Origin of the sequence: Ramlibacter aurantiacus (assembly GCF_016722895.1) — a bacterium.
Classification (GTDB): Bacteria; Pseudomonadota; Gammaproteobacteria; order Burkholderiales; family Burkholderiaceae_C; genus Ramlibacter; species Ramlibacter aurantiacus.
In genome coordinates, this window is record NZ_JAEQNA010000001.1 from 1,028,764 (window position 1) to 1,054,661 (window position 25,898).

Annotated in this window: 23 protein-coding genes and 1 tRNA gene; 17 read left to right on the plus strand and 7 right to left on the minus strand. The window is 69.7% G+C overall.

Annotated elements, in window-relative coordinates; translation table 11 throughout:
- Positions 1-62 precede the first annotated feature (62 nt).
- A complete protein-coding gene (locus tag JI739_RS04745; protein ID WP_201682665.1) occupies positions 63-536 on the plus strand; it encodes an Lrp/AsnC family transcriptional regulator in 474 nt (157 codons plus the stop codon).
- A 7-nt stretch (positions 537-543) separates the two neighbouring features.
- On the opposite strand, the gene JI739_RS04750 is transcribed toward JI739_RS04745, so the two are convergent.
- Positions 544-1,386, minus strand: coding sequence for a fumarylacetoacetate hydrolase family protein (locus JI739_RS04750; protein ID WP_201682666.1), 843 nt, complete (start codon positions 1,384-1,386; stop codon positions 544-546).
- A 70-nt stretch (positions 1,387-1,456) separates the two neighbouring features.
- Positions 1,457-2,236, minus strand: coding sequence for an IclR family transcriptional regulator (locus JI739_RS04755; RefSeq protein WP_201682667.1), 780 nt, complete (start codon positions 2,234-2,236; stop codon positions 1,457-1,459).
- Positions 2,237-2,572: 336 nt separating this feature from the next.
- Between JI739_RS04755 and JI739_RS04760 the strand changes: the two genes are divergently transcribed.
- The 7 genes from JI739_RS04760 (at position 2,573) to JI739_RS04790 (ending at position 9,962) form a co-directional block, all read left to right on the plus strand.
- Positions 2,573-3,343: a VOC family protein gene (locus JI739_RS04760; RefSeq protein ID WP_236589061.1), complete on the plus strand. Its 771-nt coding sequence runs from the start codon at positions 2,573-2,575 to the stop codon at positions 3,341-3,343.
- Between the two features lie 32 nt (positions 3,344-3,375).
- Entirely contained in the window at positions 3,376-5,013 is a 1,638-nt protein-coding gene (locus JI739_RS04765; protein WP_201682669.1) for a bifunctional 3-(3-hydroxy-phenyl)propionate/3-hydroxycinnamic acid hydroxylase, read from the plus strand.
- Between the two features lie 127 nt (positions 5,014-5,140).
- Positions 5,141-6,115, plus strand: coding sequence for a tripartite tricarboxylate transporter substrate binding protein (locus JI739_RS04770; RefSeq protein ID WP_201682670.1), 975 nt, complete (start codon positions 5,141-5,143; stop codon positions 6,113-6,115).
- 11 nt (positions 6,116-6,126) lie between these two features.
- Complete coding sequence (locus JI739_RS04775) at positions 6,127-7,110, plus strand: TAXI family TRAP transporter solute-binding subunit (RefSeq protein WP_201682671.1); 984 nt, start codon at positions 6,127-6,129, stop codon at positions 7,108-7,110.
- Between the two features lie 13 nt (positions 7,111-7,123).
- Positions 7,124-8,101: a cupin domain-containing protein gene (locus JI739_RS04780; protein ID WP_201682672.1), complete on the plus strand. Its 978-nt coding sequence runs from the start codon at positions 7,124-7,126 to the stop codon at positions 8,099-8,101.
- Positions 8,102-8,112: 11 nt separating this feature from the next.
- Entirely contained in the window at positions 8,113-9,219 is a 1,107-nt protein-coding gene (locus tag JI739_RS04785) for an alcohol dehydrogenase catalytic domain-containing protein (RefSeq protein WP_201682673.1), read from the plus strand.
- A 5-nt stretch (positions 9,220-9,224) separates the two neighbouring features.
- Positions 9,225-9,962, plus strand: a complete 738-nt coding sequence (locus JI739_RS04790; RefSeq protein ID WP_201682674.1) for a dienelactone hydrolase family protein — start codon at positions 9,225-9,227, stop codon at positions 9,960-9,962.
- Between the two features lie 66 nt (positions 9,963-10,028).
- Here the strand turns inward: JI739_RS04790 and JI739_RS04795 are convergent, their stop codons facing one another.
- Positions 10,029-10,658, minus strand: coding sequence for a CHRD domain-containing protein (locus JI739_RS04795; protein ID WP_201682675.1), 630 nt, complete (start codon positions 10,656-10,658; stop codon positions 10,029-10,031).
- A gap of 155 nt (positions 10,659-10,813) precedes the next feature.
- The gene (locus JI739_RS04800) at positions 10,814-11,788 is read right to left on the minus strand and encodes a Bug family tripartite tricarboxylate transporter substrate binding protein (RefSeq protein WP_201682676.1); all 975 of its coding nucleotides are present in this window, start codon (positions 11,786-11,788) and stop codon (positions 10,814-10,816) included.
- Between the two features lie 345 nt (positions 11,789-12,133).
- On the opposite strand from JI739_RS04800, the gene JI739_RS04805 reads away from it, so the two are divergent.
- Positions 12,134-13,504 carry a Rieske 2Fe-2S domain-containing protein gene (locus JI739_RS04805; protein WP_201682677.1) on the plus strand — a complete coding sequence of 457 codons (1,371 nt, stop codon included), beginning with the start codon at positions 12,134-12,136 and terminating at the stop codon, positions 13,502-13,504.
- 50 nt (positions 13,505-13,554) lie between these two features.
- Positions 13,555-14,535, plus strand: coding sequence for a Bug family tripartite tricarboxylate transporter substrate binding protein (locus JI739_RS04810; RefSeq protein WP_201682678.1), 981 nt, complete (start codon positions 13,555-13,557; stop codon positions 14,533-14,535).
- Positions 14,536-14,564: 29 nt separating this feature from the next.
- On the opposite strand, the gene JI739_RS04815 is transcribed toward JI739_RS04810, so the two are convergent.
- Positions 14,565-15,455: a YihY/virulence factor BrkB family protein gene (locus JI739_RS04815; protein WP_435531587.1), complete on the minus strand. Its 891-nt coding sequence runs from the start codon at positions 15,453-15,455 to the stop codon at positions 14,565-14,567.
- 222 nt (positions 15,456-15,677) lie between these two features.
- On the opposite strand from JI739_RS04815, the gene JI739_RS04820 reads away from it, so the two are divergent.
- Both JI739_RS04820 and JI739_RS04825 read left to right on the plus strand, forming a co-directional pair.
- Positions 15,678-17,168, plus strand: coding sequence for an ATPase domain-containing protein (locus JI739_RS04820; RefSeq protein ID WP_201682679.1), 1,491 nt, complete (start codon positions 15,678-15,680; stop codon positions 17,166-17,168).
- Positions 17,168-18,709 (plus strand): hybrid sensor histidine kinase/response regulator, encoded by a 1,542-nt coding sequence (locus tag JI739_RS04825; protein WP_201682680.1) that lies wholly within the window; start codon positions 17,168-17,170, stop codon positions 18,707-18,709. The genes JI739_RS04820 and JI739_RS04825 overlap by 1 nt, the downstream gene beginning before the upstream one ends.
- On the opposite strand, the gene JI739_RS04830 is transcribed toward JI739_RS04825, so the two are convergent.
- Entirely contained in the window at positions 18,697-19,653 is a 957-nt protein-coding gene (locus tag JI739_RS04830) for a tripartite tricarboxylate transporter substrate-binding protein (protein WP_201682681.1), read from the minus strand. The two genes, JI739_RS04825 and JI739_RS04830, sit on opposite strands and share 13 nt — an antisense overlap.
- Before the next feature lie 149 nt (positions 19,654-19,802).
- Here JI739_RS04830 and JI739_RS04835 point away from each other — a divergent pair, with 149 nt between their 5' ends.
- The 4 genes from JI739_RS04835 (at position 19,803) to JI739_RS04850 (ending at position 22,410) form a co-directional block, all read left to right on the plus strand.
- On the plus strand, positions 19,803-21,203 hold the full coding sequence (locus JI739_RS04835; RefSeq protein WP_201682682.1) for an MFS transporter: 1,401 nt from the start codon (positions 19,803-19,805) through the stop codon (positions 21,201-21,203).
- Positions 21,204-21,249: 46 nt separating this feature from the next.
- Positions 21,250-21,573, plus strand: coding sequence for a Rap1a/Tai family immunity protein (locus JI739_RS04840; RefSeq protein ID WP_201682683.1), 324 nt, complete (start codon positions 21,250-21,252; stop codon positions 21,571-21,573).
- Between the two features lie 172 nt (positions 21,574-21,745).
- Positions 21,746-22,264, plus strand: a complete 519-nt coding sequence (locus JI739_RS04845; protein WP_201682684.1) for a response regulator — start codon at positions 21,746-21,748, stop codon at positions 22,262-22,264.
- Between the two features lie 70 nt (positions 22,265-22,334).
- Positions 22,335-22,410, plus strand: a tRNA-Lys gene (locus tag JI739_RS04850).
- Positions 22,411-22,524: 114 nt separating this feature from the next.
- Here JI739_RS04850 and JI739_RS04855 read toward each other — a convergent pair.
- Complete coding sequence (locus JI739_RS04855; RefSeq protein ID WP_201682685.1) at positions 22,525-23,265, minus strand: hypothetical protein; 741 nt, start codon at positions 23,263-23,265, stop codon at positions 22,525-22,527.
- A gap of 277 nt (positions 23,266-23,542) precedes the next feature.
- On the opposite strand from JI739_RS04855, the gene JI739_RS04860 reads away from it, so the two are divergent.
- On the plus strand, positions 23,543-25,834 hold the full coding sequence (locus JI739_RS04860; protein WP_290428768.1) for a copper-transporting P-type ATPase: 2,292 nt from the start codon (positions 23,543-23,545) through the stop codon (positions 25,832-25,834).
- Positions 25,835-25,898 lie beyond the last annotated feature (64 nt).

Below are 25,898 nucleotides of genomic sequence, written 5' to 3' on the forward strand. Positions count from 1 at the left end.
GCCGTGCGGCATAGGATTCCGAAATTCGCGCGATCGCGCTCGCGGGCAGCACAATATGCCGCGTGAAGCACCTAGACACCCTCGATCTGCGCATCTTGCGAGAACTGCAGCAAGACGGCTCCCTCTCCAACGTGGAGCTGGCGCGCCGCGTCCACCTCTCGCCGTCGCCCTGCCTGGCCCGGGTGAAGGCCCTGGAGGCGGCCGGCGTCATCCAGCGCTACGTGGCGCTGGCCGATGCGAAGGCCCTGGGGCTGGGCCTCAACGTGTTCATCAACATCAGCCTCAAGGAACAGTCCAAGGCGGCGCTCGCGGATTTCGAGCGGCGCATCGCCGAGCACGAGGAGGTGATGGAGTGCTACCTGATGACCGGCGACAGCGACTACCTGATCCGGGTCGCCGTTCCGGACATCGCGGCGCTGGAACGCTTCATCCTGGATCAACTGACGCCGATCCCCGGCATCGAGAAGATCCGGTCCAGCTTCACGCTCAAGCAGGTGCGCTACAAGACGGCGCTGCCTTTGCCTCTGGGCGGCTAGGAGCTGCTCAGAGCTCGGCGCGCACCACGTTGCGCAGCACCCCGACCTGCGAAACCTCCACCTCCACCACGTCCCCGGGCTTCATCCAGACCGGCGGGTTGCGCTTGGCACCGACACCACCGGGCGTGCCGGTGACGATGACGTCCCCGGGCGCCAGCGGCAGGAAGGTCGAGAGGTAGGCGATCAGCCGCGGGATCGGAAAGATCAGCTGGCTGGTGTCGGCCCGCTGCATCACCTGGCCGTTCAGGCGCGTCTCCAGCGTGAGCACCTCCCCGTCGGCGATGTCGCCGCGCGTGACCATCCAGGGGCCGAACGCGCCGGTGCCGGCGAAGTTCTTGCCCGGCGTGAACTGGGCCGTGTGGTACTGCCAGTCACGCACCGATGCGTCGTTGTAGGCGCTGTAGCCGGCGATGTGTTGCCAGGCGCTGGCCTCGGGAATGCGCCGGCCGGGCTTGCCGATCACCAGGGCGATCTCGCCCTCGTAATCCAGCTGCGTCGATTCGGCCGGCATCACCAGGGGCCCGGCATGGCCCACCTGCGACGAGGCCACCCGCAGGAACACCGACGGGTTCGCCGTCTTGTCGCGCCGGGTCTCGACCCGGTGCTCCTCGTAGTTGTGCCCGATGCAGACGATCTTGTCCGGTCGCGGGATCACGGGCAGGAAATGCGCGGTGGCCAGGGGCGCGGTGTCGGGCCGCCCGCTCGCCTCGCGCGCGAGCGACTCGTGCACGCCGAGTTCCAGGGCGGTCTTCAGGTCGGGGACCTCGGGGCGCGAGAGGTCGATGACGCCGGTGTCCGTGACCAGTCCCCAGGCGGGCCGGTTGTCGATGGTGAAGGAGGCGAGTTTCATGATGCGTCGATGGCGTTGATGACGTTGATGGCGTTGATGGCGTTGATGGAAGGGGGGAACACCGGGAGGGTCAGGCGCGGCCATGGCCGCCGCGCTGCTGCCACTCCTGCGCGGCGGTTTCGATGCGGGCCTCGATGCGGCGGCTCGCGCTCTTGAGCAGAGTGAGCGCACGGGCCTCGGTGGCCAGGCTGGCCGGGGAAGGGATCACCACGCTCAGGCTGCCCAGCAGGCGCCGGCCCGACAGCAAGGGCACGGCCAGGCCCATCACCGCCGAGTCGACTTCTTCGCGCGTGACCACATGACCCTGCTCGCGCAGCGGCGCCAGGGCCTCGTACAGGTCGTCGGCCGAGTGCGGCAGGCCGGCGTCATCGAGCGCGCGGGAGTCGTTCGCCACCAGCTCGCCCAGCTGCACGCGGCTCAGCTGGGCGAGGATGGCCTTGGAGGTGGCGCCGCGGTACAGCGGCATGGCCCGCCCGCGCTGGTAGCTGGACTGGATGGGCGCGTCGGGCTCGGTCACCTCCAGGATGCACATCACCTTGTTGTCATGCAGCCGGCACAGCAGCACGATGCCGTTGGTGTCGCGTGCCAGCACCGCCGGCAACTCGCCGGCCGCCTGCAACAGCGGATCGGCCAGGCGGATCTGCCGGTCGAGTTCGACGATGCGCGGTCCGAGCGCATAGCCGCGGGTATCCACCCGTTCGATGAGCCCGGCTGCCGCCAGCTGCTGCAGGTCGCGGTAGATCGTGGCCCGCGAGGCACCCAGGTGCGCCATCAAGGCGGCCGGCGTGACGATGGGCTGCTCGAGGCTGAAGGCTTCCAGGATGCGCAGCATGCGGTGCCGCTCGGTCATGGCAGGGGCTCCTTGTGGCATGGGCACATCGCGGCGGAAGTGGACAGAGCGCCGGATGATCGCCGCGAATGATCCCGCCGCCATTCTCCGTCTCGCCGATTGAGACGCGACACCTGCGCCGACGGTGTTCGATCAAGCCCGGCGGTCCGGGCGCCTGGGCGGCAGGGGGACCGGCCCACTGATTGCGTGCCGCGTCTCGCGCGATGAGACGTTCGTTTGCCGCCCTGGCGGTCGCTGCCGATCATCCGGCCGCATCACGTCTCCCACCCTGTTCTCGCCATGACCCTCCGCGCCGTCCTTCACCGATTGCACCTGCAATCCCCCCGCCCGCAGCCCATGGCCGCGTTCTACGGCCGTGCCTTCGGCATGCAGGTGGCGGCTGATGCAGGGCTCTTGCGCTGCACCGCGCCCGAGCGCGAAGTGAGCTTCTCCGAAGGTCAGGCGCAGCAGCTCGGCTACGCCTTGTTCCGCTTCGACCACGCGGCGGACTGGTCGGGTTTTCTCGACAGGATCGCCGCGCGGCCCACGGCGGATGCCTCGCAGCTGCCGGGCCTGCCGGATGGCGCCCGCCTGGTGCGCGACCCCGACGGCACCTGCCTGGCGTTCTTCCTTGCCGGCAAGCCGGCCGATCGGCCCGCCCCCGCCCTGCCCCCCGCCTGCGGCCAGCACTTCGCGCTGCGCACGCAACGCATCGACGAGATGGTGGCCTTCTATGCCGACGTGCTGGGCTTCGTGGTGTCGGACCGGGTGCGGGATGCGCAAGGTCGGCTCACCGCCTGCTTCCTGCGCACGCACGACCTGCACCATTCGCTGGCGCTGTTCTCGGCGCCGGTCACCTGCTTCGACCACCAATCCTTCGAGACGCCGAACTGGGGCGACCTCAAGACCTGGGCCGACCACATGGCCCATGAGCGGATCGAGATCGTCTGGGGCGTCGGCCGGCACGGCCCCGGCAACGATGCCTTCTTCATGGTGCGCGACCCCGACGGCAACCTGGCCGAGATCTCCACCGAAATCGAGGTTTGCGAAGCGGACCGGCCCGCGGGTTCGTGGCGCCACGAGGAGCGCACGCTGAACCTGTGGGGCAAAGCCATCCTGCGCAGCTGAGACGCCGTGGACACCGTTCGCAGACGCCGCCCATGAACCCCACCCACTACCCCGTCGCCATCGTCGGCACCGGCCCGACCGGCCTGGTGCTGGCCCACCTGCTGGCACGCCAGGGTGTCCGCGTCCTGGTGCTGGAGCGCTCGCCGGGCACCGAGCCCGAAGCCCGCGCGGTCACCATCGACGACGAAAGCCTTCGCACCCTGCAAGCCACCGGCATGCTGCCGCAGCTGCTGCCGGACATCGTGCTGGGCTATGGCGTGCACTACTACTCGTGGCGCAACCGGCTGTTCGCACGGATCGAGCCGCAGTCGGCCGAATACGGCTATCCCAAGCGCAACGCCTTCCGCCAGGGCCTGCTCGTGCAGCGACTGGCCCAAGGGCTGGCGCGGCATCCCACGGTGGACTTGCGCTTTCGGCACGAATTGCTCGGGTTCGAGCAGACCGACCGCGCGGTGCTGCTGCGCGTGGCCACGCCCGAGGGTGAAGCGACCTTCAGCTGCGATTGGCTGGCCGCCTGCGACGGCGGGCGCAGCCCCGTGCGCGAGGCGCTGGGCATCGCGCTGTCCGGCACCACCTACGCCGAGAAGTGGGTCATTGCCGATCTGCTCCAGCGCCGCAGCAGCTTCCGCCACACACGCACCTACTGCGATCCCATCCGCCCGGCGATCCGGCTGCCCGGCCCGCAGTCCACCGTGCGCTACGAGTTCATGCTGCACCCCGGCGAGGAGCCCGGGCAGGCGCTGGACGAGGGCCGTCTGCGCGCGTGGATCCGCCAGCGCGAGCCGGCCGACGCCGACCTGCCGATCGCCCGCAAGGTGGTCTACACCTTCCATGCGCGCATGGCCGAGCGCTGGCGCGCGGGCCGGGTGCTGCTGGCCGGCGACGCCGCGCACCTCACGCCGCCCTTCGCGGGACAGGGCATGAACAGCGGCATCCGCGACGCGGCCAACCTGGCCTGGAAGCTCGCCGCGGTGGCGAAGGGGCAGGCCCGGCCCGCGCTCCTGGACACCTACGAACAGGAGCGCAAGCCGCACGCGTGGTCGTTGATCCGCATGGCGCTGCGCATCGGCGCGTTCATGCAGCCGAAGTCCCGACCCGGCGCCGCGATTGGCCAGACCCTGCTGAAGCTGGCCTGCCTGGTGCCCGGCGCGCGCGACTACGTGCTGCAGCTGAAGTTCAAGCCCAGGCCGCGCTTCGCGGCCGGCCTGCTGCACGCCGGCGCGCACGCGCGGGCAGCCATCCCCCCGGGCCAGCTGATGACGCAGCCTCGCATGCAACTCGCCGGCGGCGGCGACATCCTGCTGGACGACGTGCTCGGCGCCGGCTTCGCCGTCATCCAGTGGGCCAGCTCACCGACGGCGGTGCTGCCGGGCGTGCTGGCGGCTCGGACGCTCCGCGTGCTGCGCAGGGAGGACGACTTTCTCGACAGCACCGCCGACCCGGCTGGCGAGCACGCCCTGGTGCGCGACGTCGGCGGCGAAATCGCGCGGGTGCTGGACAGCGCGGGCGCCGATGCCCTGCTGCTGCGCCCCGACCGGCATGTGCTCGCCTACCGCGAGCGGGGTGCGAGCGCATGGGCCGACACCCTGCAGCGGGTGCTGGGGCCCTACTTCGACGAGAGCGGCGCCGATGGCCGAGCGGTGTCCACGACGCAGGCCCTTGCGGCCTGACCCGGCTGGCGCGAAAACGTCCGACTTGTTATACCGGTGCCTGTCTCAGCCCATGAGAAGCCCACCCCCCACCCGCCATCCGGCCTTCCACAATCACCTCGACCAACCACACACGGAGACAAACCGCATGATCCGCATCCCCTCGTCCCTCCGGCTCCTGGTGGGCGCTTGCGCCCTGCTCGCCGCCGCCGCCTCTTCAGCCGCGCCGTTCTCGGGCGGCAACGTGACCATCGTGGTGGGCGGCCCGCCCGGCAGTTCGTTCGACAACGCGGCCCGGCTGGTCGCCGAACCACTTTCGAAGGAATGGGGCGTGCCCGTGGTGGTGGAGAACCGCCCCGGTGCCTCGGGGATGATTGCCGCGTCCCAGGTGGCGCGCGCCGCACCCGACGGCCGGACCATCCTGCTGACCGTCACCCCCACCGTCCAGGCGCCGCACCTGGTGCGCAACCCGAGCTACGACCCCGTGGCCAGCTTCGCGCCGCTGGGCCAGATGTTCGACGCGCGCCTGTGGCTGGCGGTCAATGCCAGCGTGCCGGCGCAGACGCTGCCGCAGTTCCTGCAGGTGGCCCGCAAGCCCGACGCCCGCTTCAGCTACGCCTCGCCCGGCAACGGCTCCACGCCGCACCTGAACGCGCTGCTGCTGACCCAGCAGGCGAAGGTCGACATGCTGCACGTGGCCTACAAGGGCATTCCTCCGGCGGTGATGGACACCGTCTCCGGCCAGGTCACGGCCGTGTTCGCCTCGTACTCCGACGTCGCCCCGCACGCGCGCGCGGGCAAGCTGCGCATCCTGGCCAGCACCGGCCGCGGCCGCTCCGAACTCAGTCCCGACGTCCCCAGCTTCCGCGAGCAAGGCTTCAACAGCCTGGACTTCGTGGGCTTCGGCGGCCTGGTGGTGCCGGCCGCGACGCCCGCGCCGGTGGTCGCCGAGATGGCGCAGGCCCTGCAGCAGGTGATGGGCCGCACCGACATCAAGGCCCGACTGTTCGCGCTCGGCTTCGAGCCGAAGTCGGCCGGGCCCGAAGCCTTCGGCAAGGTGATCCGCGAGCAGAGCGCCTTCTGGAAGAAGCTGATCCAGGACGCGCGCCTGACCGCCGAATGAAGAAGGGCCCCATGAGCACCTCGCCCCGCCTCGAGCGCTCCTACCACCTGACCTTCGTCGGCGACTGGGGACAGGCCAACTTCCACCGCATCTGCTCCTGGCTGTGCGAAGAGTTCTGCCGCCGCACCGGCGACAAGAGCCGCGTCGCCATCTGGAGCATCCGGCACGGCGGCATCGAAGCGGTGGACCTGGTGCAGCAGGGCGAGGCCGACCTGTGCATCGTCACGCCGGCCATGCTGCTGCCCCAGGCGCTCACCGGGACAGGCATCTTCCAGGGGCACGCCGCGCCCAACCTGCGCGCGCTGGCGGTGCTGCCGCAGAACGACCGCATGATCCTGGCGCTGGACCCGAAACTCGGCATCCGCTCCTTCGAGGAGCTGCGGCAGAAGCGGCCTGCGCTGCGCATCGCGGCCTCGCGCGACGACGGCACCAACTTCATCGGCCACGTGGGGCGCCTGGTGATGGCGGCGCACGGCATCGACGAAGCCACGCTCGCGTCCTGGGGCGGCAGCTACCGGGTCGGCACCAAGCCACAGGAAAGCCTGGCCCTGATGCTCGAAGGCCAGGTCGACGCCGTGCTGCAGGAGGCCATCATGACCCCGCAGTGGCACGAGCTGGTCGAGTCCGGCCGGGCGGTTCCGCTGCCGGCGGAACCCCAGGCCATGGCGAGCCTGCGCGAGCAGCACGGCATCGGCTCGGACGTCCTGCCGGCGGGCTACTGGACGCCGCTGGCGCAGCCGCTGCCCGCGGTCGATTTCTCCGACTTCGTGATCCTGGTGCGCGACGACCTGCGCGAAGAAGTCGCGCACCTGCTGACCTGGTGCCTGGTCGAGACCCGCGCCGCGATCGAGCGCCAGTACAAGCACCTGCCGCCGCACCGCAGTCCCTTGAGCTACCCCCTGCTGCCGGAGCGCATGGCGCGGCCGCCGATCGAATTGCATCCCGGTGCCCGCCGCTACTACGTCGAGTCGGGCGTGCTTGCCGCAAGCGCCTGAACAGGAGAAACCCGTGACCATCGTCCGTGAGGCCATCGACGCCTTCCCTTTCGAGGCCGAGCCCTTCGTCATCGAGCGCCGCGAGGACCTGCTGCTGTCCGCGCCGCTGCCCCACAAGGGCGCTCGCGAGCCCCGGCCGCCGCTGCAGGCCGCCCACTTCGCGCCCCGCTACATCGACCAGCCCTTCGTGCCGCCGCGCGGCGTGTACGAGAGCGAGTTCATCCGCGTCGAGTGGCAGACCATGGACGCACGCCAGCCCTTCTACCACCGCAACTGCGGGGTGGACGAGCTCTCGTTCCAGGTCGATGGCGATCGCACCCTGATGACCGAACTGGGCAGCGTCGAGCTGCGCCCGGGTGACTTCACGCTGCTGCCGGATGGCGTGGCCCACGACAACTTCGGCCGGCGCGACATCCACCTGCTGTTCTACGTGCCCGGTGGCGTGGTGCCGCTGCAGGCGCCGGTGCGCGAGTCTCGGCACCTGCTGCCGCCGTTCGAGGGCTGGCAACCCGCCGTGCTCAACGAACTGGTGACCCAGGGCCTGGCGGGCCCGGGGCAGGACGTGGTGATGGCCCCGGTGGACGAGCGCCTGTTGCTGGAGCAGGCCGCTCGCCAGCCCCGCCGCCTGCAGGTGCTGCGCGCGGGCGACCACGAGGGCACGCACTGGCTCTACCAGGCGCCGGAGGTGCGGATCGGCATGGCCCGCGCCAGCGCCAGCGACGGCACGCGCTACACCCGCCACCGCGATGCCGACGAACTGCACTACCAGGTGTCCGGCACCCGCACGCTGGTCACGCAACGGGGCTGCATCGAGCTGCAGCCCGGCGACTTCGTCTGCGTCCCGCGGGCCTTGGCCTTCACCAGCATCCACCACCAACCCAGCTCCCATCTCGTGCTGGCCTCGCGCCAGCCGCTGCCGCTGGTGGCGCCCGCCAGCCGCACGGCCGAACGCTTCTCCCCTGAACGCCTGCGCGAACTGCGCGGCACTTGAACCTTTCGATCATGAACACCATGCTTGCTGCGCGCGCCCACCAGGGCGCAGCGGAACTTCGCCTCGAACAAGTCCCCATCGCCGAGCTCGGCCCGCGCGAGGTGCGGGTGCGGGTGGCTGCCGCCGGCATCGCGCCCGGCATGATGAAGCTGCTGGAGAAAGGCCTGTTCAAGCACCTGCCCTCGACCCCCGGGCACGAGATCGCCGGCGTCGTCGAGTCCATCGGCTCCGACGTCGATCCGGCCTGGGTCGGCCGGCGGGTGCGCGTGCACCCCATGCTGTCCTGCGGCGAATGCGACTACTGCCGCACGGACCGGCAGCAGATGTGCAGCGAGTGCGCCATGATCGGCCACGCCGCCTTCGGCACCGGGCCGCTCGCCCTGTACGCGCGCTACCACGACGGCGGCCTGGCCGAGTTCGCGCGGGCGCCGGTGGATCTGCTCGATGTGTTGCCCGATCCCGTGAGCTTCGAGGTCGGCGCCAAGGTGCACGACCTGGCCAATGCCGTGCGCGCGCTCAAGTGCTCGGCGCTGCCCGCATCCGGACGGCTGGTCGTCACCGCGGCCACCGGCACCATGGGCACGGCCACCATCAAGCTCGCCCGCTTCTTCGGCGCGCGCGAGCTGGTGCTGGTGGCCCGGTCGCGCGAACGCCTGGAGGCGGTGCGCGGCATGGCCGGTGAGCTGCCGGTCTCGCTGGTGCCGCTCGAGGAACTGGGCGCCGACTGGGAAACCGCCCAAGGCCTGACGCGCCGGCTGCGCGAGATCTGGCCATCGGGCGCCGATGGCGTGCTGGATTACTTCCCTTCCGGGCCGGGCACCGGCCAGGCGATGGCGGCCCTGGCCCTGGGCGGGACGCTGGTGCACATGGGCGGCAACCCGAGCCCCGTGACCTGGCCCATCGCCCGCATCATGCAAAGCTGCTGGCGCATCGTCGGCACGCGGGCCTGCACCCGCTCGGACACCGACGCCGTCCTGCAACTGCTCGCCACGGGCGAATTGCAGGCCGAGGACCTCATCACCCACCGCTTCCCGCTGTCCCGGGTGAATGCCGCGCTCACGGCCATGATGGACCGCAGCGAGCCCATGTGGATGACCGTGGTGCAGCCGGGCGCATGAGACCGATGGACCCCCGAACGACGGGCACCCGGCAATGGGTGGCCCTGCCCATGCCGGGCGGGCACATGGACGTCTTCGTGGCCCGGCCCGAGCGGCCCCCGGGCCGCGCGGTGGTGGTGCTGCAGGAAGCCTTCGGCGTCAACGCCAACATCCAGGACATCGCGCTGCGGATGGCCGCGCGCGGTTGGCTTGCGGTGGCGCCCGACCTGTTCCATCGCACCGGCCCGCGCGAACTCGGCTATGCCGAGCGCGAGGAAGCGATGGCCCTGATCTCGGCGCTGGACGCGGACGCGGTCACCGACGACATCCGCGCCGTGCTGCACTGGCTGGCGCGTGACGCGTCGGTCGCCCCGGCGTCGGTCGCCCTGCTGGGGTTCTGCTTCGGCGGCCGGGCGGCGTTCACCGCCGCGACGGCGCTGCCGGACCTGGGCGCCACCGTGGTCTTCTACGGGCCCGGCATCGCGGCCGGCCCGCACGCGGTGCTGGCCCGCGCCCCGGCGATCACGGCGCCGGTGCAACTGCACGTGGGCGACCAGGACTCGAGCATCCCGGTCGAACAGGTGCGCGCCATCGACCAGGCGCTGTCGGCGGCGGGACTGCGGTTTGAACAGCACGTGTATCCGGGCGCCGGCCATGCCTTCGCCTGCGAGGCGCGGCCCGGGATGTTCCGGGCCGACGCGGCCGCGCTGGCCTGGGAGCGCAGCTTCGAGTTTCTCGACCGGCATGTGCCGGTCGCGGCATGACTCCGTTCAACCGCCTGGGCGGCCGCGGTGTTCGCCGCCAGCTGGCTGCAGCGCCCGGAACCGCGCTTATCTCGCTCGCCCGGACGCCGCCCCGTGCTGGTGCTCCGTCTCACCGAGCTGACCGCGAATGGCCCCTGCCGGGTACTCGCTGTTGTGGACATTGATATAGAAGTTGGACGGATTGTTCAGGATGCGCTGGACGATGCCGGCCTCTCCGGTGGGGAACTTCAGGCCGGACGGGTCGGTTTCGCCCTCGGTGAGGCAATCGGCCGCCTGGCCGTTCTGGGGCCACGCCAGGTTGGCAACGACGGGGCCGTTCGCGCCACGCGCCGCTTCATGGATGTGCGCCGCACGGCCTGCGCCGGGAGCCATCTCGACTTCCCCCAGCTTCTTCACGTTGACGATGAGGTAGCACAGCGTGCGCGGATCACCATCGATCCCGAACACGTACGCTTCGGCACGCGCATCCGGATCACCGGCGATGGCCCGGTTGGTTGCCCCGGCAGGGACTTCTTCGCGACCGTCCAGTTCGGCGTGCAGCACCGGATTGACATGGCCGGCGAATGCGGGCGTAGCCCATGCGGTGATCGATAGCAGGCCAGCGGCCAGGAGCGACGCGCGCGACTTCGTAGGGTTCATGGTGGGATCCTTTGCAATGGCTGAGACAAGCTGCGCCAGCAACTCGGGCCAGCGCATTTGTCTATACGCAGCCAGCTTCGCTTTGGATCAAGACTCCGCGTCGAAATTCCGAGTCAGTCGATCACGACCCGGGCCAAAAGGCCCTGCGTCGCGCCTGTACGGCAAGCCCGCGCTTGGGCAGGGCCTGCGGACAGCGGCGCCTGAGCATCCGGCTACTCGACCTTGATCCCCGCGTCGCGGATGATCGTCTCGTACTTCGCGGTCTCGGCCTTGAGCAGTTGATGCAGTTCGCTGGGCGTGGTGGCGCGCACGTCGAGCGCCCGGCTGGCGTACTTCGCCTTCAGCTCAGGCGCGGCCAGGACCTCGCCCACGGCCTTGCCGATCTGCGAGACCACGGCGTCGGGCACCTTGGAGGGCGCGAACAGCGAGAACGCCGTCGACGGGATCGCCCCCGGCTTGCCGCCGGCCTCGGCGAGCGTGGGCACATCGGGCAGCAGCATGGCCCGCTTGCCCTCGCCGCCGACGAGCAGGCGGACCTTGCCGGTCTTGGCGATCTCGCCGAGCGACAGGCCACCGCTCATCACCACGTCCACCTCGCCGCCGAGCATCCCCTGCATCGCCGGCGCCAGGCCCTTGTAGGGCACGTAGTTGAAGGACAGGCCATGGGCCTGCGCCAGCATCTCCATGCCGATGTGGCTCACGTGGCCGTTGCCGCCCGTGCCCACGTTCACCTTCTTCGGATGGGCTTTGGCATAGGCGATGAACTCGCCGAAGGTCCGGTAGGGCGCGCCCTCGCGCGCGCCGATGTACAGGCCCACGGCGGCCACGTCGCTGACCGGCTTGAGGGCCTCTTCCCAGCGGTAAGGCATCTTCGAATACAGCATCGGGTTGGTGACGATCGCCAGGCGGTCGACCATCAACAGCACGCTGCCGTCGCCCTCGCCCTTGGCGACCGCATCGGTGCCGATGATCGAGTTGGCACCCGGCCTGTTCTCCACGACGAAGGTCTTGCCGCTGAGCTTGCCCAGGCCCACGCTCATGTCGCGCGCCAGGACATCCGGCTCGGTGCCCGGCGGATAGGGCACCACGATGCGGACGGTCGAAGCCGACCAGGTCTGCGCCATGGCGGCGCCCATGCTCAGTGCGGACAACGCCAGCACGACCAGCTTGGCACGGAGGGATCTCATGTCGCGACTTCCTTTCAGAGGTGGAGGATGGGCACGTCGGTGCGTCGAAACGTCGCCCGGGGTCGAACCGCCGGGCTCGCGTCAGGACTTCGCGCCGCCCGTTGCTTGAGACTGGAATATATGATTTGTAATGGGCAGCCGGCGACGCGGGTTTTCCCTGTTGGCACGATGCGCCTCCCCGGCATAAGGCCGCTCAAGGCACTTGCACAGCCGGGCGGCGGACCCGTCCAGGCCTTCCAACTCCTTGGTTCGTCACTGCACAATGGCCACGCCTGTCCAGTGCCGTGCGTTGGCGAAGACACAGGACCGGGGACGCTGTTTCGATCCCAGGAAAGGACTGCACCGATGGACCCGCAGGAAGTCCGCAATGCCACCCGCCCCTATGGCGGCTACGACCGGAAAGCCGCCACCCGGCCGGACCTCGAACTGACCCAGGTCGGTCGCGGCACCCCTTGCGGCGAATACCTGCGCCGCTTCTGGCACCCGGTCGCGCTGGCCGCCGAGGTGAAGGACCTGCCGGTGCCGATCACCATCCTGGGCGAGGAACTCGTGCTGTTCCGCGACCGGATGGGGCGCCTGGGCCTGCTGGAGCGCTCCTGCAGCCACCGCCGCATGTCCCTGGAGTTCGCGCTGGTCGTGGACCATGGCATCCGCTGCGCCTACCACGGCTGGCACTACGACGTGGACGGCGGCATCCTGGACGTGCCTGGCGAGAAGACACCGGGGGCCACCGCCAGGCGCATGCACCACGGCGCCTACCGCACGCGTGAGTTCCGCGGCCTGGTGTTCGCCTACATGGGCCCGCCGGACGAGGTGCCCGAGTTTCCTTCGTTCGACTTCATGCACCACGACGAGGAGGAGTACCTGCCCTTCGCCTGGCACAACCCCTGCAACTGGGTGCAGCTGCGCGAGAACACGCAGGACCCGATCCACCTGACGTTCCTGCACTCGATGTTCGGGATCCAGCAGTTCGGCGACTATGCCTACGACCTGCCGGTGATCCAGGCGAAGGAGACGCCCATCGGGCAGATCACCACCAGCGTGCGTCGCGTGAAGGACCTGTATTACTGCCGGGTCAACGAGCTGATCCTGCCCAACATGGCCCGCGTGCCCGACGGCATCCGCCTGGGTGATGCCATTCCCGAGAACATGATGGGCAAGCCGGGCGAGCGGCAGGCGGGGCCGATGAAGTACGCCCGCCAGCTGCCCTCCAGCCATCGGCTGGGCCTGTCGACGTGGATCGTGCCGAACGACGACACCCACGCGATGCACATGGGTTGGCTGCACCTGTCGCGCGCCTGGAGCGAGAAGGCGCGCGCCGATTACCTGGCCACCATCACCTTCGGCCAGACCGGCGAGCGCAGCTACGAGGAGCGGCACCGCAACCCCGGTGACTGGGACGCGTGGGTGAGCCAGGGCCGGATCGCGGTCACCGCGAACGAGAACCTCACCGCGGCCGACGTGGGCATCGTGATGTTCCGCCGCCAGTTGCGCGAGGGCATCCGAGCCGTCGCCGAAGGCCGCACACCCAAGGGACTGGTGCATGGGCGCGGCGCGCCGGTCAAGACCTACGGTCACGCCCTGACACGGCCCGCGGCGCCGCTGCCGGAGGCCGAGGACCTGAAACAGAAACAGCTCTACGCCGCTGAAAGCGAGGAGCTGATCCTGTCGCACCACGCGCCCGACATCGAGCGGGCCCTCGAGCCCGCCCCGTAACCCTTCCGGGGCGGTGTCCAGTGACACCGCGGACTTTCCATGGAGCCGATATGACACGCATCCGATCTCGCAAGCTGCTGACAGCCGCCGCCCTGCTGGCTTCATGCGCCACGGTGTTCGCGCAGGCCTGGCCCACCCGACCCGTCACCATCGTGGTGGGCTATCCGGCCGGCGCGGGCACCGACATCATCGCGCGCACCGTCGCCGAAAAGCTCGCGCCGCGCCTGGGCCAGCCGGTCGTGGTCGAGAACCGCGTCGGCGCGAGCGGCGTGGTGGGGGTGAGTACCGTGGCCCGCGCGCCGGCCGATGGCCACATGGTCCTGGTCGCCCCCAACACGGTCTACATCGCCCCGCACGTGCTGTCCAAGGGGACGGCCGCCGAGCAGGCGGCGATGGTGAAGGACCTCGTGCCCGTGGTGCAGCTGTCCACCGGCACCATGGTCATGGTGGCCACGCCCTCACTGGGCGTGAAGAACGCGCAGGAGCTCGCCGCCAAGGCCCGCCAGCAGCCGGGCATCACCTACGCCTCGCCCGGCAGCGGCTCGCCCATGCACATCGCCGGCGAGCTGTTCAAGCGGGCGGCCAAGGTGGACATGAACCACGTGCCGTACAAGGGCTCGGCACCGGCCATGACCGACCTGATCGGTGGACACGTGCAGACCTTGTTCGGCGTGCTGGGCTCGGTCGAGCCGCACATCCAGAGCGGCAAGATGGTCCCCCTCGCCGTGGTGCAGAAGGAGCGCTCGCCGCTGGCGCCCCAGGTCCCGTCCATGGCCGAACTCGGTTTTCCGAACGTGGAGACCAAGACCTGGTACGGCGTGCTGGCGCCCAAGGGCACACCGGCCCCGGTGCTCGATCGGCTGAACCGGGAGATCAACGCCGTACTGGACATGCCGGACGTCCGGGATCGGATCCGCGGCATGCGCGAGGCGCCGGTCGGCGGATCGGCCGATGCCTTCCGGGAAGTGACGCAGCGCGAGTTCGACACCTACGGCCGCATCGTGAAGGAGTTCGGCATCGCCGCCGACTGAAAGAGCCCCGGCGCGAAGCCGGTCACGGCTCAGGGGACCGGGGCGCCGGTGGCACCTTCGTGGCGTTCGATCCGTTCGTACTCCGAGATCACCTGTGCGCCCAGCAGCAACAGCCCGGCTGCCAGCTCCAGGCTCAGCAGCACCACGATGGCGGTGGTGAGCGAGCCGTACACGACGCTCACCTGCGACAAGGTACCGAAGTACCAGACGAGCACCCGCCGGGTCAGCTCCCACAGCAGGGCCGCCGTGACTCCGCCCATCAGCGCATGCCGCCACGACAGGCGGCCGACCGGCATCACCAGGTAGATCGAGGTCAGCAGGATCACCTCGCCGAACAGCCCCGTGAGATACAGCAGCGTGCCGACCGCGCCTTCGAGCTCCCACTCGCGGCCACCCAGGCTGATGCTGCGCTGCCCCAGGGCCTCGATGGCGCCCGAGACGAAGGTCACCACCAGCAGGCCGATGCCGACCGACAGCACGTACAGGTAGGGCAGCACGGCCGAGACCAGGAAATGCCGGCGGCGGATGGAGAAACGGTGCAGGAAGATCACCGCCATCGCCTTCTCCAGCACCGTGAAGGCCAGGGAGCTGAAGAACAGCATGGTGGCCAGCAGGAACCAGCCGACCACGTCGCGGTGTTCGACGAAGCGGGCCAGTTCCGGGACGATGGCGCCCGACTGCCCCGGCATCAGCCATTCGAGGTAAAGACCCAGCGTTTCGAGCAGCCGGTCGGGATCGACCCAGTGCGACAGCGCGATCACCGCCAGCAGCAGCAGCGGCACGACCGAGAGCAGCGCGTAGTAGGCCACCGCGCCCGCCAGCAACAGGCCCTGGTTGGCCTGGAAACCCTTGAGGACGCGGCGCACGAAGGCACCGGGATGGGCCAACACCTGGGCGGCGGCCGGGCTCACCATGCGCATGCCCCGAGTATGTGACAGCGACCCGGGATCCGGCGGACACCGGAACCGCCGGGTTCACAGGCATTCGCGCGCTGCGCCTACAAGGTCTCGCGGCTGGCTCTGCGATGCTCAGCGGATGACGACCTACCCACCGGCCGTGGATGCGGTGCGCGCCGGCGACGCTGCCGAGCCACGCGGAGCCCGGGCACTCGATGCATACCTGGCGCGCAAAGGAGGCAAGCCATGACTGCTGAAGATCCAGCCGACCTTCTGTCCACGGGCATCCCGGGACTGGATGTGATCCTGGGCGGCGGACTCACGCCGCACCGCATCTACCTGGTGGAGGGCGAGCCCGGCACCGGCAAGACCACGACCGGGCTTCAGTTCCTCAACGAGGGCGCCCGCTCGGGCGAGCGGGTGGTCTACATCACCCTGGCCGAGAACCATGACGAGCTCACGGCGGTCGCCGCCTCGCACGGGATCGACGTGTCGGGCATCCATATCCACGAAGTCCTGCCGACCGAAGACCTGCTGGCCGCCGAGCAGCAGGTCACCACCTTCCACCCCTCGGAGGTGGAGATGGCCAGCACGTTGAAGCTGATCCTCGGGGTGGTCGAAGAGCTCAAGCCTGCCCGCGTGGTGCTGGACTCGCTGTCCGAGCTGCAGCTGCTGGCCGATTCGCCATTGCGCTACCGGCGCCAGGTGCTGGCCCTGAAGCAGTTCTTCTCCAAGCGCCAGTGCACCGTGCTGCTGCTGGACGACCGCACGTCCTCGGCTTCGGGCGACCTGCAGGTGCGCAGCATCGCGCATGGGGTGATCCAGCTCGACCACATGGTCAAGGACTATGGCGCGGAGCGACGGCGCATCCGGATCGTGAAGTACCGGGGCCGCAGTTTCCTCGGCGGCATGCACGACTACAACCTGGTGCGTGGCGGCCTCTGGGTCCACCCCCGGCTGGTGGCGGCGCAGTCGCGCGGCATCAACCGGCGCGAGCAGCGCAGCACCGGCCTGCCCAAGCTCGACCTGCTGCTCGGCGGCGGGCTCGAGCAGGGGACCAGCACGCTGATCGTGGGTCCACCGGGCACCGGCAAGTCCTCGCTGGCCTCGCAGTTCGTGGCGGCCGCGAACGCACGGGGTGAACGCGCGGCCATCTTCCTGTTCGAGGAATCGGCCAGCAACATGCTCCACCGCAGCGACGGCCTGAACCTGCCCATTCGCGCGGCGATCCAGGCCGGCTCCCTCACCGTGCAGCAGGTGGATCCCGCCGAACTCTCGCCCGGCCAGTTCTCGTCCGCCGTGTGCAAGGCCGTGGAAGCGGGGGCGAAGGTGGTGGTGATCGACAGCCTCAACGGTTACCTCAATGCCGTGCCGGACGAGCGCTTCCTCACCACGCACCTGCACGAGTTGCTCACCTACCTCGGGCAGCACCAGGTGATGACCGTGCTGGTGGGCGTGCAGCAGGGGATGCTGGGCGGCGCGATGTCCTCGGCGATGGACGCCAGCTACATCGCCGACAACGTGCTGATGCTTCGATATTTCGAGGACGACGGCGTCATTCGCCAGGCGGTGTCGGTCTTCAAGAAGCGTGGCAGCGCCCATGAACGCACCATCCGATCGTTTTCGCTGACTCCCACGGGCATCGAAGTCGGGGATGTGCTGCGCGGCTACCGCGGCCTTCTGACCGGCGTACCCGTGTCGCTGACGGGCGGCTCCGCCATTGATCTCAGGGCGTGATGGAACGCCGCATCCTCGTTTACTCGCGCCCTGGGCGCGACGTCATCCTGGTGGAGAAAGTGCTGCGCGCCGGCGGGCTCGATCCGCTCCACTGCGACACCCCGATCCGGCTGGCCGAGCAGCTTCGCCTGGGCGTTGGCGCGCTCATGCTCGGGGAAGAAACGCTCAATGGCGTGACCGTGGCCGCGCTGTCGGACTACCTGCAGGAGCAACCGGCCTGGTCGGACCTGCCCATCCTGCTGCTGGCCAAGCACGGCGCGGACTCACTGGAGGCGCAGCGCGGCATCGAGAAGCTGGGCAACGTGACCCTGCTCGAGCGGCCGGTCCGCACCATGGCGCTGATCAGCGCGGCGCGATCCGCCCTGCGCGCCCGCGACCGCCAGTACGAGATGCGCGCGCTCAACCAGCGCAAGGACGAATTCCTGGCAGCGCTGGCCCATGAGCTGCGCAACCCGCTCGCGCCGATCAGCCATGCGATGGCGCTGCTGCAGCGGCAGCATCCCTCGGCACAGACCGACAAGCTCACCGGCATCGTGGAGCGCCAGGTCAGCCATCTCAAGCGCCTGGTGGACGACCTGCTCGACATCGCGCGCGTCACCAACGGCAAGCTCGAATTGCAGCGGTCGATGACCCGGGCGGACAAGGTGGTCCAGCACGCGGTGGAGATCGCACAGGCGGGCATCACGGCCCAATCGCATCGCCTCTCGATCGAGGTGCCCTCCGAGCCGGTGGACCTGTACGCCGATCACGTGCGCCTGGTGCAATGCGTGGCCAACCTGCTGGTGAACGCCGCGAAGTTCACGCCACCCCGCGGCGAGATCACCTTGTCGGTCAAGGTCGCGCCGCCGGTGGTGCAGTTCGCGGTGCGCGACAACGGCAAGGGCCTGGATGCGGAATTCCTCGGCCGCATCTTCAGCATGTTCTCGCAGTCACGCACGGTGGGTGAGCCGACCACGGGCCTGGGGCTGGGGCTGCACCTCACCCGCGCCTTCGCCCAACTTCACGGCGGCTCGGTCACCGCGCACAGCGACGGCCCCGGATGCGGCAGCGAGTTCGTGCTGAGCGTGCCGGCCGTGGTGGAGGCAGCGGGGGCGCAGGTGGCGGTGGCCAGTCCCGGCGCGAACCCGCTCCAGCGCAGCATCCTGGTGGTGGACGACAACGTGGACGCCGCCAGCACCTTGGGCGCCCTGCTCACGCTGCAGGGCGCCTCGGTCGAGGTGGCGCACGACGGTGCCCAGGCCCTGGCCGCCGTCAAGCACAAGCAACCCGAGGCCGTGGTGATGGACATCGGCATGCCCGTGATGAACGGCTACGAGGCCGCGCGCGCCATCCGCGCCCTCGTACCGAAAGGCGCGCTCACCCTCATCGCGCTGTCCGGATGGGGGCAGTACGCCGACAAGGCACGTGCGCTGGAGGCCGGCTTCGACTACCACTTCGTCAAGCCGCTGGACATCGACGACCTGATCGGCTGCCTGCAATCGACAGCGCCGGTCGGTGCCGGCGCGGAGGCGGCGGGTCGCTTCGCCTCTCAGGGCTTGTAGCCGGACTTCTTCACCACCGGAGCCCACTGCTCGCGGTAGGCCTTGAGCATGGCCTCGCTCTGCGCGCGGGTGGCGCTCACCGGCGTGAGCCTGGCGTCGGTGAATTTCTTCTGCGTGTCGAGGTCGTCCATCACGTCCTTGATGGCGCGCGCCAGCCGGTCGACTTCCGCCGCGGGCATGCTGGCCGGCGCGAAGAACGCGTTCCAGCCCGTGGCGACGATGTCGACGCCGCCCTCCCTGAAGGTGGGGATGGCCGGTGCGAACGGTGAGCGCCTGGCACCGGACACCGCCAGGATCCGGAGCTTGCCGCCTTCGTGGTGCGGCAGCACCGTGTCGAACGTGTCGATGGACACCGGGATCTGCCCACCGATCAGATCCGCGATCAGGGGGGCCGAGCCCTTGTAGCCCACCACTTCGGCCCTGGTGTTCGCCCGGTCGCCCAGCATCAGCGCGAAGAAGTGCGGCAGGCTGCCCGTGGCTGGGACGCCGAAATTCGCCTTGCCGGGGTTGGCCTTCAGCCACTCGAGCAGCTTCGGCAGGTCCTGCACGGGCAACGACTGCGGCACGCTGAGCGCGAACTCGTAGTCGTTGACGTGCGAGACGATCTTGAAGTCGCGCTCGGCGTCGTAGCCGGTGTCCGCGAAGACCAGGGGCGCCACCACCATGACCGCGGGGTTGGCGATCATGAGCACGTCCTGGCCGGCCGGCGTGTTCTTCAGCTGCTGGGCGGCCAGGCGTCCGCCGGCGCCGGTCTTGTTCTCCACGATCACCGTGGTGCCGAGCTTGGCCTGCAGCTTCTCGCCGACCAGCCGCGCGACCCGGTCGGTGGCGCCACCCGGCGCGTAGCCGGACACCAGGCGCAGCGGCGCACCACTTTGGCCGAAGGACCCGAAGCTGGCGGTGGCGGTGGCGGTGGCCACCAGGAAATGTCGACGCGATGGCATACCGATGTGCTCCTTGCTTGTGCCCTTGGCCAATCCGGCCACTCTACGCCGATCGGGCTCCAGGCAAGCTGGGAGCTTCCCGGACCGAATCCGCAGGGCGCAGGTCCGACCTCTGGCATGCTTGCGCGCGCCGACACACTGGCCTGCGAATGCCCGACCTCGCCCCTTCACCCACCGACACCCGGACGCCGCAGCCGCAGGCGCAGCTGGCGGCAGTGGTCGTCATCACGCTCGGCATCGCCCTGTCGGTGCTCGACTCGACGCTGCTGATGCTGGCGCTGCCCGACATCGCGCGCGATTTCCGGGTCGATGCGCACGCCACCATCTGGGTGGTCAATGCCTACCAGCTGGCGGCGCTGTGCCTGTTGCTGCCCTGTGCGCAGATCGGCGACCGCATCGGCTATCGGCGCGTCTACCTGGCGGGGGTGGCCGTGTACACCGTGGGCAGCGTGGCGAGCTGGGCCGCGCCCTCGCTGCCGTGGCTGGTCGGCGCGCGAGCCTTCCAGGGCCTGGGCTCGGCGGGGATGATGGCGGTCAACGCGGCCCTCATCCGCCTCAGCTTCCCGGCGTCGCGGCTGGGAGCGGCCATGGCCCTGAACTCGGTCGTGATCGCCGTGGCATCCGTCGCCGGCCCGGGCATCGCGGCGGCGGTCCTGGCGTTCGCGCCGTGGCATTGGTTGTTCGCGATCCAGGCGCCGCTCGGGCTGGTGGTGCTGCTGCTCGGGTGGAAGTCGCTGCCGGCGAACACGCACCCACCGGCCAAGGGAAATTTGTCCATGCTCGACGTGCTGCTCAACGTGCTGATGTTCGCCCTGCTGTTCCTGGCCACCTACGAACTCGGCACCCGGTCCGGCGACGGGATGGCGGGCAAGGGCGTGGGCGCCGCCTTGCTGGCGGCGGGCGCCGTGGTGGCCACGGTCTTCGTGCGCCGGCAGCGTCGGCTCGCGCTGCCGCTGCTGCCGGTCGACCTGCTGCGCATCCGCGTCTTCAGGCTGTCGATGTGCACCTCGGTGGCCGCCTTTGCCGGGCAGACGTCCGCGTTCGTCGCCCTGCCCTTCCTGCTGCTGGAATCGCAGGGCCGCAGCCACCTGGCCGCGGGCGCGCTGCTGACCGCCTGGCCCGCTGCCACCATCGTCTTCGCCCCGCTGTCCGCCCGCTTGATGACCCGCCATCCCGCGGGCGTGGTGAGCGGCATTGGCCTGGTGACCCTGGCCACCGGCCTGGCCCTGCTCGCCCTGCTCGATCCGCAGGCCGCTCCGACGCAGGTGGCCTGGCGCCTGGCGGTGTGCGGCGCGGGATTCGGGCTGTTCCAGAGCCCGAACAACCACACCATCGTGACCAGCGCCCCCATCGATCGCTCGGGAGCGGCGGGCGGCATGCTGGGCACGGCGCGCATGACCGGCATGTCCTTGGGCGCCATCCTGACCGGCCTCGTGTTCAGTGCCGTCGGCGTGAAGGCAGGACCCGGACCGGCCATCGCACTGGCCGCCGCCAGCGTGCTCTCGGCCATGGCGGCGGTGTTCAGCCTCTTGCGCACCAGGCCGAGTTGAGCCTGGGAAGTAAAGTCCGCCGCGATCCCGGCAACAAGGAACACGCATGAACATTCGAATGCTCGCGCTGGCGCTCGGGCTGTGCGCCGGCCAGGCCAGCGCACACCTGGTCAGTGGCAATGAGCTGATGCAGATGTTGCTCGATCCATCCAACCCCTCCGCGTACAGCCGAGGCGTGGGCTATGTGCTGGGCGTCGCGGACGGCAGCGACAGCATCCTGTTCTGCTTGCCCGAGGGCGTGGGCGTGCGGCCATTGATCGAAACCGTCTCGCGCGAGCTGTCGCAAGCGGCCGATGTGCGGCACCTGAACGCCAGCATGACGGTGACGGCGGCATTGGCTGCGTCCTTCCCCTGCAAGAAGGAACCATGACGTCTTCGCGAACGCCCCTGCAAGGGCCGCGCCGAGCTTGCGCTGGTGCCGCGCGCATGCCACGGTCGAGGAGGCATCTTCATCGGCGATGACCAACCGTCGCGGGGTGGTCTTTGCATTGACCTCGGGCCCTGCGTCCGTCACGATGGCCCCCGATGAAGAAGGGTCCTCAATGGTTGTAGCAACCCGCCCGCGCATGCGCATTCTGGTGGCCGAGGAAGATCGAGAAGAGGCCGACATCCTCTCCCTCCTGCTCGACGTCGAGGGACACCGCAGCGCTGTTGCCTATGACGGCAAGCGGGCCCTGCAGCTGGCGCAGCAGATGCGTCCCGATGCCGTCCTTCTCGACTTGCGCCTGGCCGAGGTGAACGGTCTGGACCTGTGCAGACAACTGCGCGCGCAGGCGCCGCCATACCAGCCGCCGGTGATCATCTTCACCGGCCACTTGCGCCCGCAGGACATCGCCGCCAGCCGCATCGCGGCTGCCGACGGCTACCTCGCCAAGCCAGCGGTCCCCGACAAACTCCTCGCCGTGCTCGACCGCATCGTCGCGGCCCGCAAGGCCATGCTGGTGGCGCTCCGGCGCCGCTCCACCGAGCCGGCCATGCTGCGCGCAGCGGCCCGCAGCGAGGCCGTGGGATTCCAGCGCGTGGACCACCCCGCCCCATCGGACGCGCTGATCCGCGGCTGAGGAAACGCACCTCGCCGCGAGGTATGATGGCGCCCGTTTTCGCGAGGCCTTTCACAAGGCTTCCAGCGGGGGGTTCTTAGCTCAGTTGGTAGAGCAGCGGACTCTTAATCCGTAGGTCGAAGGTTCGAATCCTTCAGGACCCACCACCCCACCATTGCTCGATGGCGCTTCGACGAAGTCGCCCTCCGGCCGCCGCTCCTTCGGACACGGCAATCCCGGCGCGTGAGCGCCGGGATTGCGCCGAAGTGATGCCGGTTGACTTACTTCGCGTCCTTCTTATCGGCGGCACCAGCGCCCATCCGGGAGCTGTCACCCGGCGAGTAGGCCATCACCATCGCCGACTGCGTCTCGATCAAGGCCTGGTTGGCCTCGCGGATCGCCTTGTTGCGCTGCTCACCTGCGGGCATCTGCGCCATGGCCTGGACCGACTTCCGGAGGGAATCGGCGGCCTGCATCATCTTGTTGACCGATTCGCTGTACTCGGCGTCCGAAATGCCGGGCGAGTTGCGGATCTCTTTCGGCAGGGCTTGCATCGCCTGCTGGGTTTGCTGGAGTGCGCTCTGGGCCTGGTTGATCGCCTTCTCGCGGTCATCACCTTTCTTGTCCTTCAGCGCCTGGATGGACTCGCGCAGCCGGTTGGAGGCCTCCTGGAGCTTCTGGACGGACTGCTGCTGAGCGGCCGTGAGCGGTGCCCCGGGCGCCGCCCCGGCGGCGGAGCCGCTGCTGGCACCGGCGCCCGAGGTGTGGGTGCCAGGCGCCTTGCTGTCTGCTGCCGACTTGCTGTCCCCAGGAGCAACCGGCACCACCGGCACCACGGGCACCACCGGAACGACCGTCGTGCCTTGCCCAGCTGCTGAGGAGCCGGCGCCACTGCTGCCGGTTTGCGCCGCGGCCATGCCGGCGGCAAGCATTGCGGACACGACGAAGGCGGTGGGTTTTAGCTTCATTGCAAACCTCCTATAAGAGTGATGGACACCGGATGCGGTCGAGTGACTCGCCATCCGGACTGCGGCCAGATGATCCGGCCCCCTGGCACGGCCGATTGCTTCTCGATGTAAACCTCCTGGCCTCGGCACGGCCGAGCTCGCAGGCGCTCGTCGGGGCGGTGGCTGTGGAGCGGACGAGCCGCCACGACGATGGGCGGCGACGAAGCGGGAGACCCCAGGAAAGAAGCAGGGGCCGCTTGACATTGCCATCATGGGAAGGTTGATCCTGCCCTGCGGGCGTCCCGCCGCGTCGTGCGGACGTCCCGACAATCGGAACCATCAGGAGCACGCCATGCAATGGAAAGACTCGTCACTCGAAGAGCACGGGACCGGACCGCACGAACATCCGCTTCATGGGCATGCCAGCCACGAGCCGGGCATGAACCACGGCGGCGCCAGCCCGCCGCACCACCACCACCACGGCCGCGCTGCTCCCAAGGCCCAGCCACCCGTGGGGCCCCACGACCAAGGCATCGAGTACACGTGCCCGATGCACCCGCAGATCCGCCAGATGGGGCCCGGGAGTTGCCCCATCTGCGGCATGGCGCTGGAGCCGGTCATCGCGACCGGCGACACCGGCGAAAGCCCCGAGCTGCGGGACATGACCCGCCGCTTCTGGATCGGACTGGTGCTGACCTTGCCGGTGTTCATCCTCGAGATGGGCGGGCACCTGGTCGACATCGGCCACCTGGTGGGGGCGCAGGCCTCCAACTGGGTCCAGATGATCTTCGCGACACCGGTCGTCCTGTGGGCGGGCTGGCCGTTCTTCGCGCGAGGCTGGGCCTCGGTGAAGAACCGCAGCCTGAACATGTTCACCCTCATCGCGCTGGGCACGGGCGCAGCCTGGCTGTACAGCATGGTGGGCACCCTCGCGCCCGGCCTCTTCCCCGCGGAGCTGCGGGGGCACGGCGGCGCGGTCGCCATCTACTTCGAGGCCGCCGCCGTCATCACGGTGCTGGTGCTGCTGGGCCAGGTGCTGGAGCTGCGCGCGAGGGAGAAGACCTCGGGCGCCATCAAGGCCCTGCTGGACCTCGCGCCCAAGACGGCTCTTCGCGTGCGGCCCGACGGCTCGGATGAGACGGTGCAGATCGACACCATCGCACCGGGCGAGCTGCTGCGCGTGCGGCCGGGGGAGAAGGTGCCCGTCGACGGCGAACTGGTCGAGGGCAAGGGAACGGTGGACGAGTCGATGGTCACGGGCGAGCCGATGCCGGCGGTCAAGGCGCCGGGCTCCAAACTCACTGCCGGCACCCTCAACCAGACCGGCGGGTTCGTGATGCGGGCCGAGAAGGTGGGCGCCGACACCCTGCTGTCCCAGATCGTGCACCTGGTGGCGGCCGCGCAGCGCAGCCGCGCGCCGATCCAGCGCATGGCCGACCAGGTGGCGGCCTGGTTCGTTCCGGCGGTCCTGCTGGTGGCTGCGCTCACATTCGCGGCGTGGCTGGCGTGGGGGCCGAGCCCGGCGTTCTCGTATGCGCTGATCGCGTCGGTGGCGGTCCTGATCATCGCGTGCCCTTGCGCACTCGGGCTGGCCACGCCCATGTCCATCATGGTGGGCGTCGGCCGCGGCGCCCAGCACGGGGTGCTGATCCGCGACGCCGAAGCGCTCGAGCGCATGGAGAAGGTCGATACGGTGGTCGTCGACAAGACCGGCACCCTGACCGAAGGGCGGCCGCAGGTGGTCCACGTCGAGGCAGCCCAGGGGTTCGAGGCCGACGAGGTGCTCCAGAAGCTTGCGAGCGTCGAACGCGCCAGCGAACACCCGCTGGCGATGGCGGTGGTCGCCCAGGCGCAGGCGCGCAAGCTCCAGCTCGCGCAGGTCAGCGGCTTCGATTCCCCGGTCGGCAAGGGCGTCGTCGGCCAGGTGGCGGGCGTGAACCTGGTGAGCGGCGCGGCCAAGTTCCTCGCCGAGCATGGAGTGGATGTCGCACCGCTGCACGAGGCAGCGGAGCGGCAGCGCGCGAAGTCGGCGACGGTCATCTTCGTCGCCATGGATGGCCGGCTCGCCGGGTTCGCCGCGATCGCCGATCCCATCAAGCCGAGCACCCCGGCGGCGCTCGAAGGCTTGCGTGCCGCGGGCGTGCGCATCGTCATGCTCACCGGTGACGGAAGGACGACGGCGCAAGCGGTGGGCCAGGAGCTGGGCATCGACGAGGTGGTGGCGGAGGTCTTCCCCGAGGACAAGGCCGCCATCGTGCAGAAACTGCGCCAGCAAGGCCGCGTGGTCGCGATGGCGGGTGACGGGGTCAATGACGCGCCAGCCCTCGCCGCGGCCGACGTCGGGATCGCGATGGGCACGGGGACCGACGTGGCCATGGAGAGCGCCGGCATCACCCTGCTCAAGGGCGACCTGATGGGCATCGTGCGCGCCCGGCGGCTGTCCCGCGCGACCATGAAGAACATCCGCCAGAACCTCTTCCTGTCCTTCGCGTACAACGTGGCCGGCATCCCCTTGGCCGCGGGCGTGCTCTACCCGTTCTTCGGCCTGCTGCTCTCGCCGGTCGTGGCCGCGGCGGCCATGGCGCTTTCCTCGGTCAGCGTCATTGCCAACGCGCTGCGGCTGCGCAGCGGTTCGGTGGATTGAGGGCACCCATCGGGGGCCGGGTTGACCTACAGTGGCCTTCCCCTCGATTCACGGAGAACGAGAC

What these genes read in the sequence shown, in the direction of transcription:
- JI739_RS04825 (WP_201682680.1), top strand. Translation starts at nt 17,168, where the DNA reads ATGGAACGCCGCATCCTCGTTTACTCGCGCCCTGGGCGCGACGTCATC.
- JI739_RS04785 (WP_201682673.1), top strand. Translation starts at nt 8,113, where the DNA reads ATGAACACCATGCTTGCTGCGCGCGCCCACCAGGGCGCAGCGGAACTT.
- JI739_RS04840 (WP_201682683.1), top strand. Translation starts at nt 21,250, where the DNA reads ATGAACATTCGAATGCTCGCGCTGGCGCTCGGGCTGTGCGCCGGCCAG.
- JI739_RS04810 (WP_201682678.1), top strand. Translation starts at nt 13,555, where the DNA reads ATGACACGCATCCGATCTCGCAAGCTGCTGACAGCCGCCGCCCTGCTG.
- JI739_RS04775 (WP_201682671.1), top strand. Translation starts at nt 6,127, where the DNA reads ATGAGCACCTCGCCCCGCCTCGAGCGCTCCTACCACCTGACCTTCGTC.
- JI739_RS04795 (WP_201682675.1), bottom strand. Translation starts at nt 10,658, where the DNA reads ATGCGCTGGCCCGAGTTGCTGGCGCAGCTTGTCTCAGCCATTGCAAAG.
- JI739_RS04815 (WP_435531587.1), bottom strand. Translation starts at nt 15,455, where the DNA reads ATGCGCATGGTGAGCCCGGCCGCCGCCCAGGTGTTGGCCCATCCCGGT.
- JI739_RS04820 (WP_201682679.1), top strand. Translation starts at nt 15,678, where the DNA reads ATGACTGCTGAAGATCCAGCCGACCTTCTGTCCACGGGCATCCCGGGA.
- JI739_RS04860 (WP_290428768.1), top strand. Translation starts at nt 23,543, where the DNA reads ATGCAATGGAAAGACTCGTCACTCGAAGAGCACGGGACCGGACCGCAC.
- JI739_RS04800 (WP_201682676.1), bottom strand. Translation starts at nt 11,788, where the DNA reads ATGAGATCCCTCCGTGCCAAGCTGGTCGTGCTGGCGTTGTCCGCACTG.
- JI739_RS04770 (WP_201682670.1), top strand. Translation starts at nt 5,141, where the DNA reads ATGATCCGCATCCCCTCGTCCCTCCGGCTCCTGGTGGGCGCTTGCGCC.
- JI739_RS04845 (WP_201682684.1), top strand. Translation starts at nt 21,746, where the DNA reads ATGGTTGTAGCAACCCGCCCGCGCATGCGCATTCTGGTGGCCGAGGAA.
- JI739_RS04750 (WP_201682666.1), bottom strand. Translation starts at nt 1,386, where the DNA reads ATGAAACTCGCCTCCTTCACCATCGACAACCGGCCCGCCTGGGGACTG.
- JI739_RS04830 (WP_201682681.1), bottom strand. Translation starts at nt 19,653, where the DNA reads ATGCCATCGCGTCGACATTTCCTGGTGGCCACCGCCACCGCCACCGCC.
- JI739_RS04855 (WP_201682685.1), bottom strand. Translation starts at nt 23,265, where the DNA reads ATGGCGAGTCACTCGACCGCATCCGGTGTCCATCACTCTTATAGGAGG.
- JI739_RS04790 (WP_201682674.1), top strand. Translation starts at nt 9,225, where the DNA reads ATGGACCCCCGAACGACGGGCACCCGGCAATGGGTGGCCCTGCCCATG.
- JI739_RS04765 (WP_201682669.1), top strand. Translation starts at nt 3,376, where the DNA reads ATGAACCCCACCCACTACCCCGTCGCCATCGTCGGCACCGGCCCGACC.
- JI739_RS04760 (WP_236589061.1), top strand. Translation starts at nt 2,573, where the DNA reads ATGGCCGCGTTCTACGGCCGTGCCTTCGGCATGCAGGTGGCGGCTGAT.
- JI739_RS04755 (WP_201682667.1), bottom strand. Translation starts at nt 2,236, where the DNA reads ATGACCGAGCGGCACCGCATGCTGCGCATCCTGGAAGCCTTCAGCCTC.
- JI739_RS04835 (WP_201682682.1), top strand. Translation starts at nt 19,803, where the DNA reads ATGCCCGACCTCGCCCCTTCACCCACCGACACCCGGACGCCGCAGCCG.
- JI739_RS04805 (WP_201682677.1), top strand. Translation starts at nt 12,134, where the DNA reads ATGGACCCGCAGGAAGTCCGCAATGCCACCCGCCCCTATGGCGGCTAC.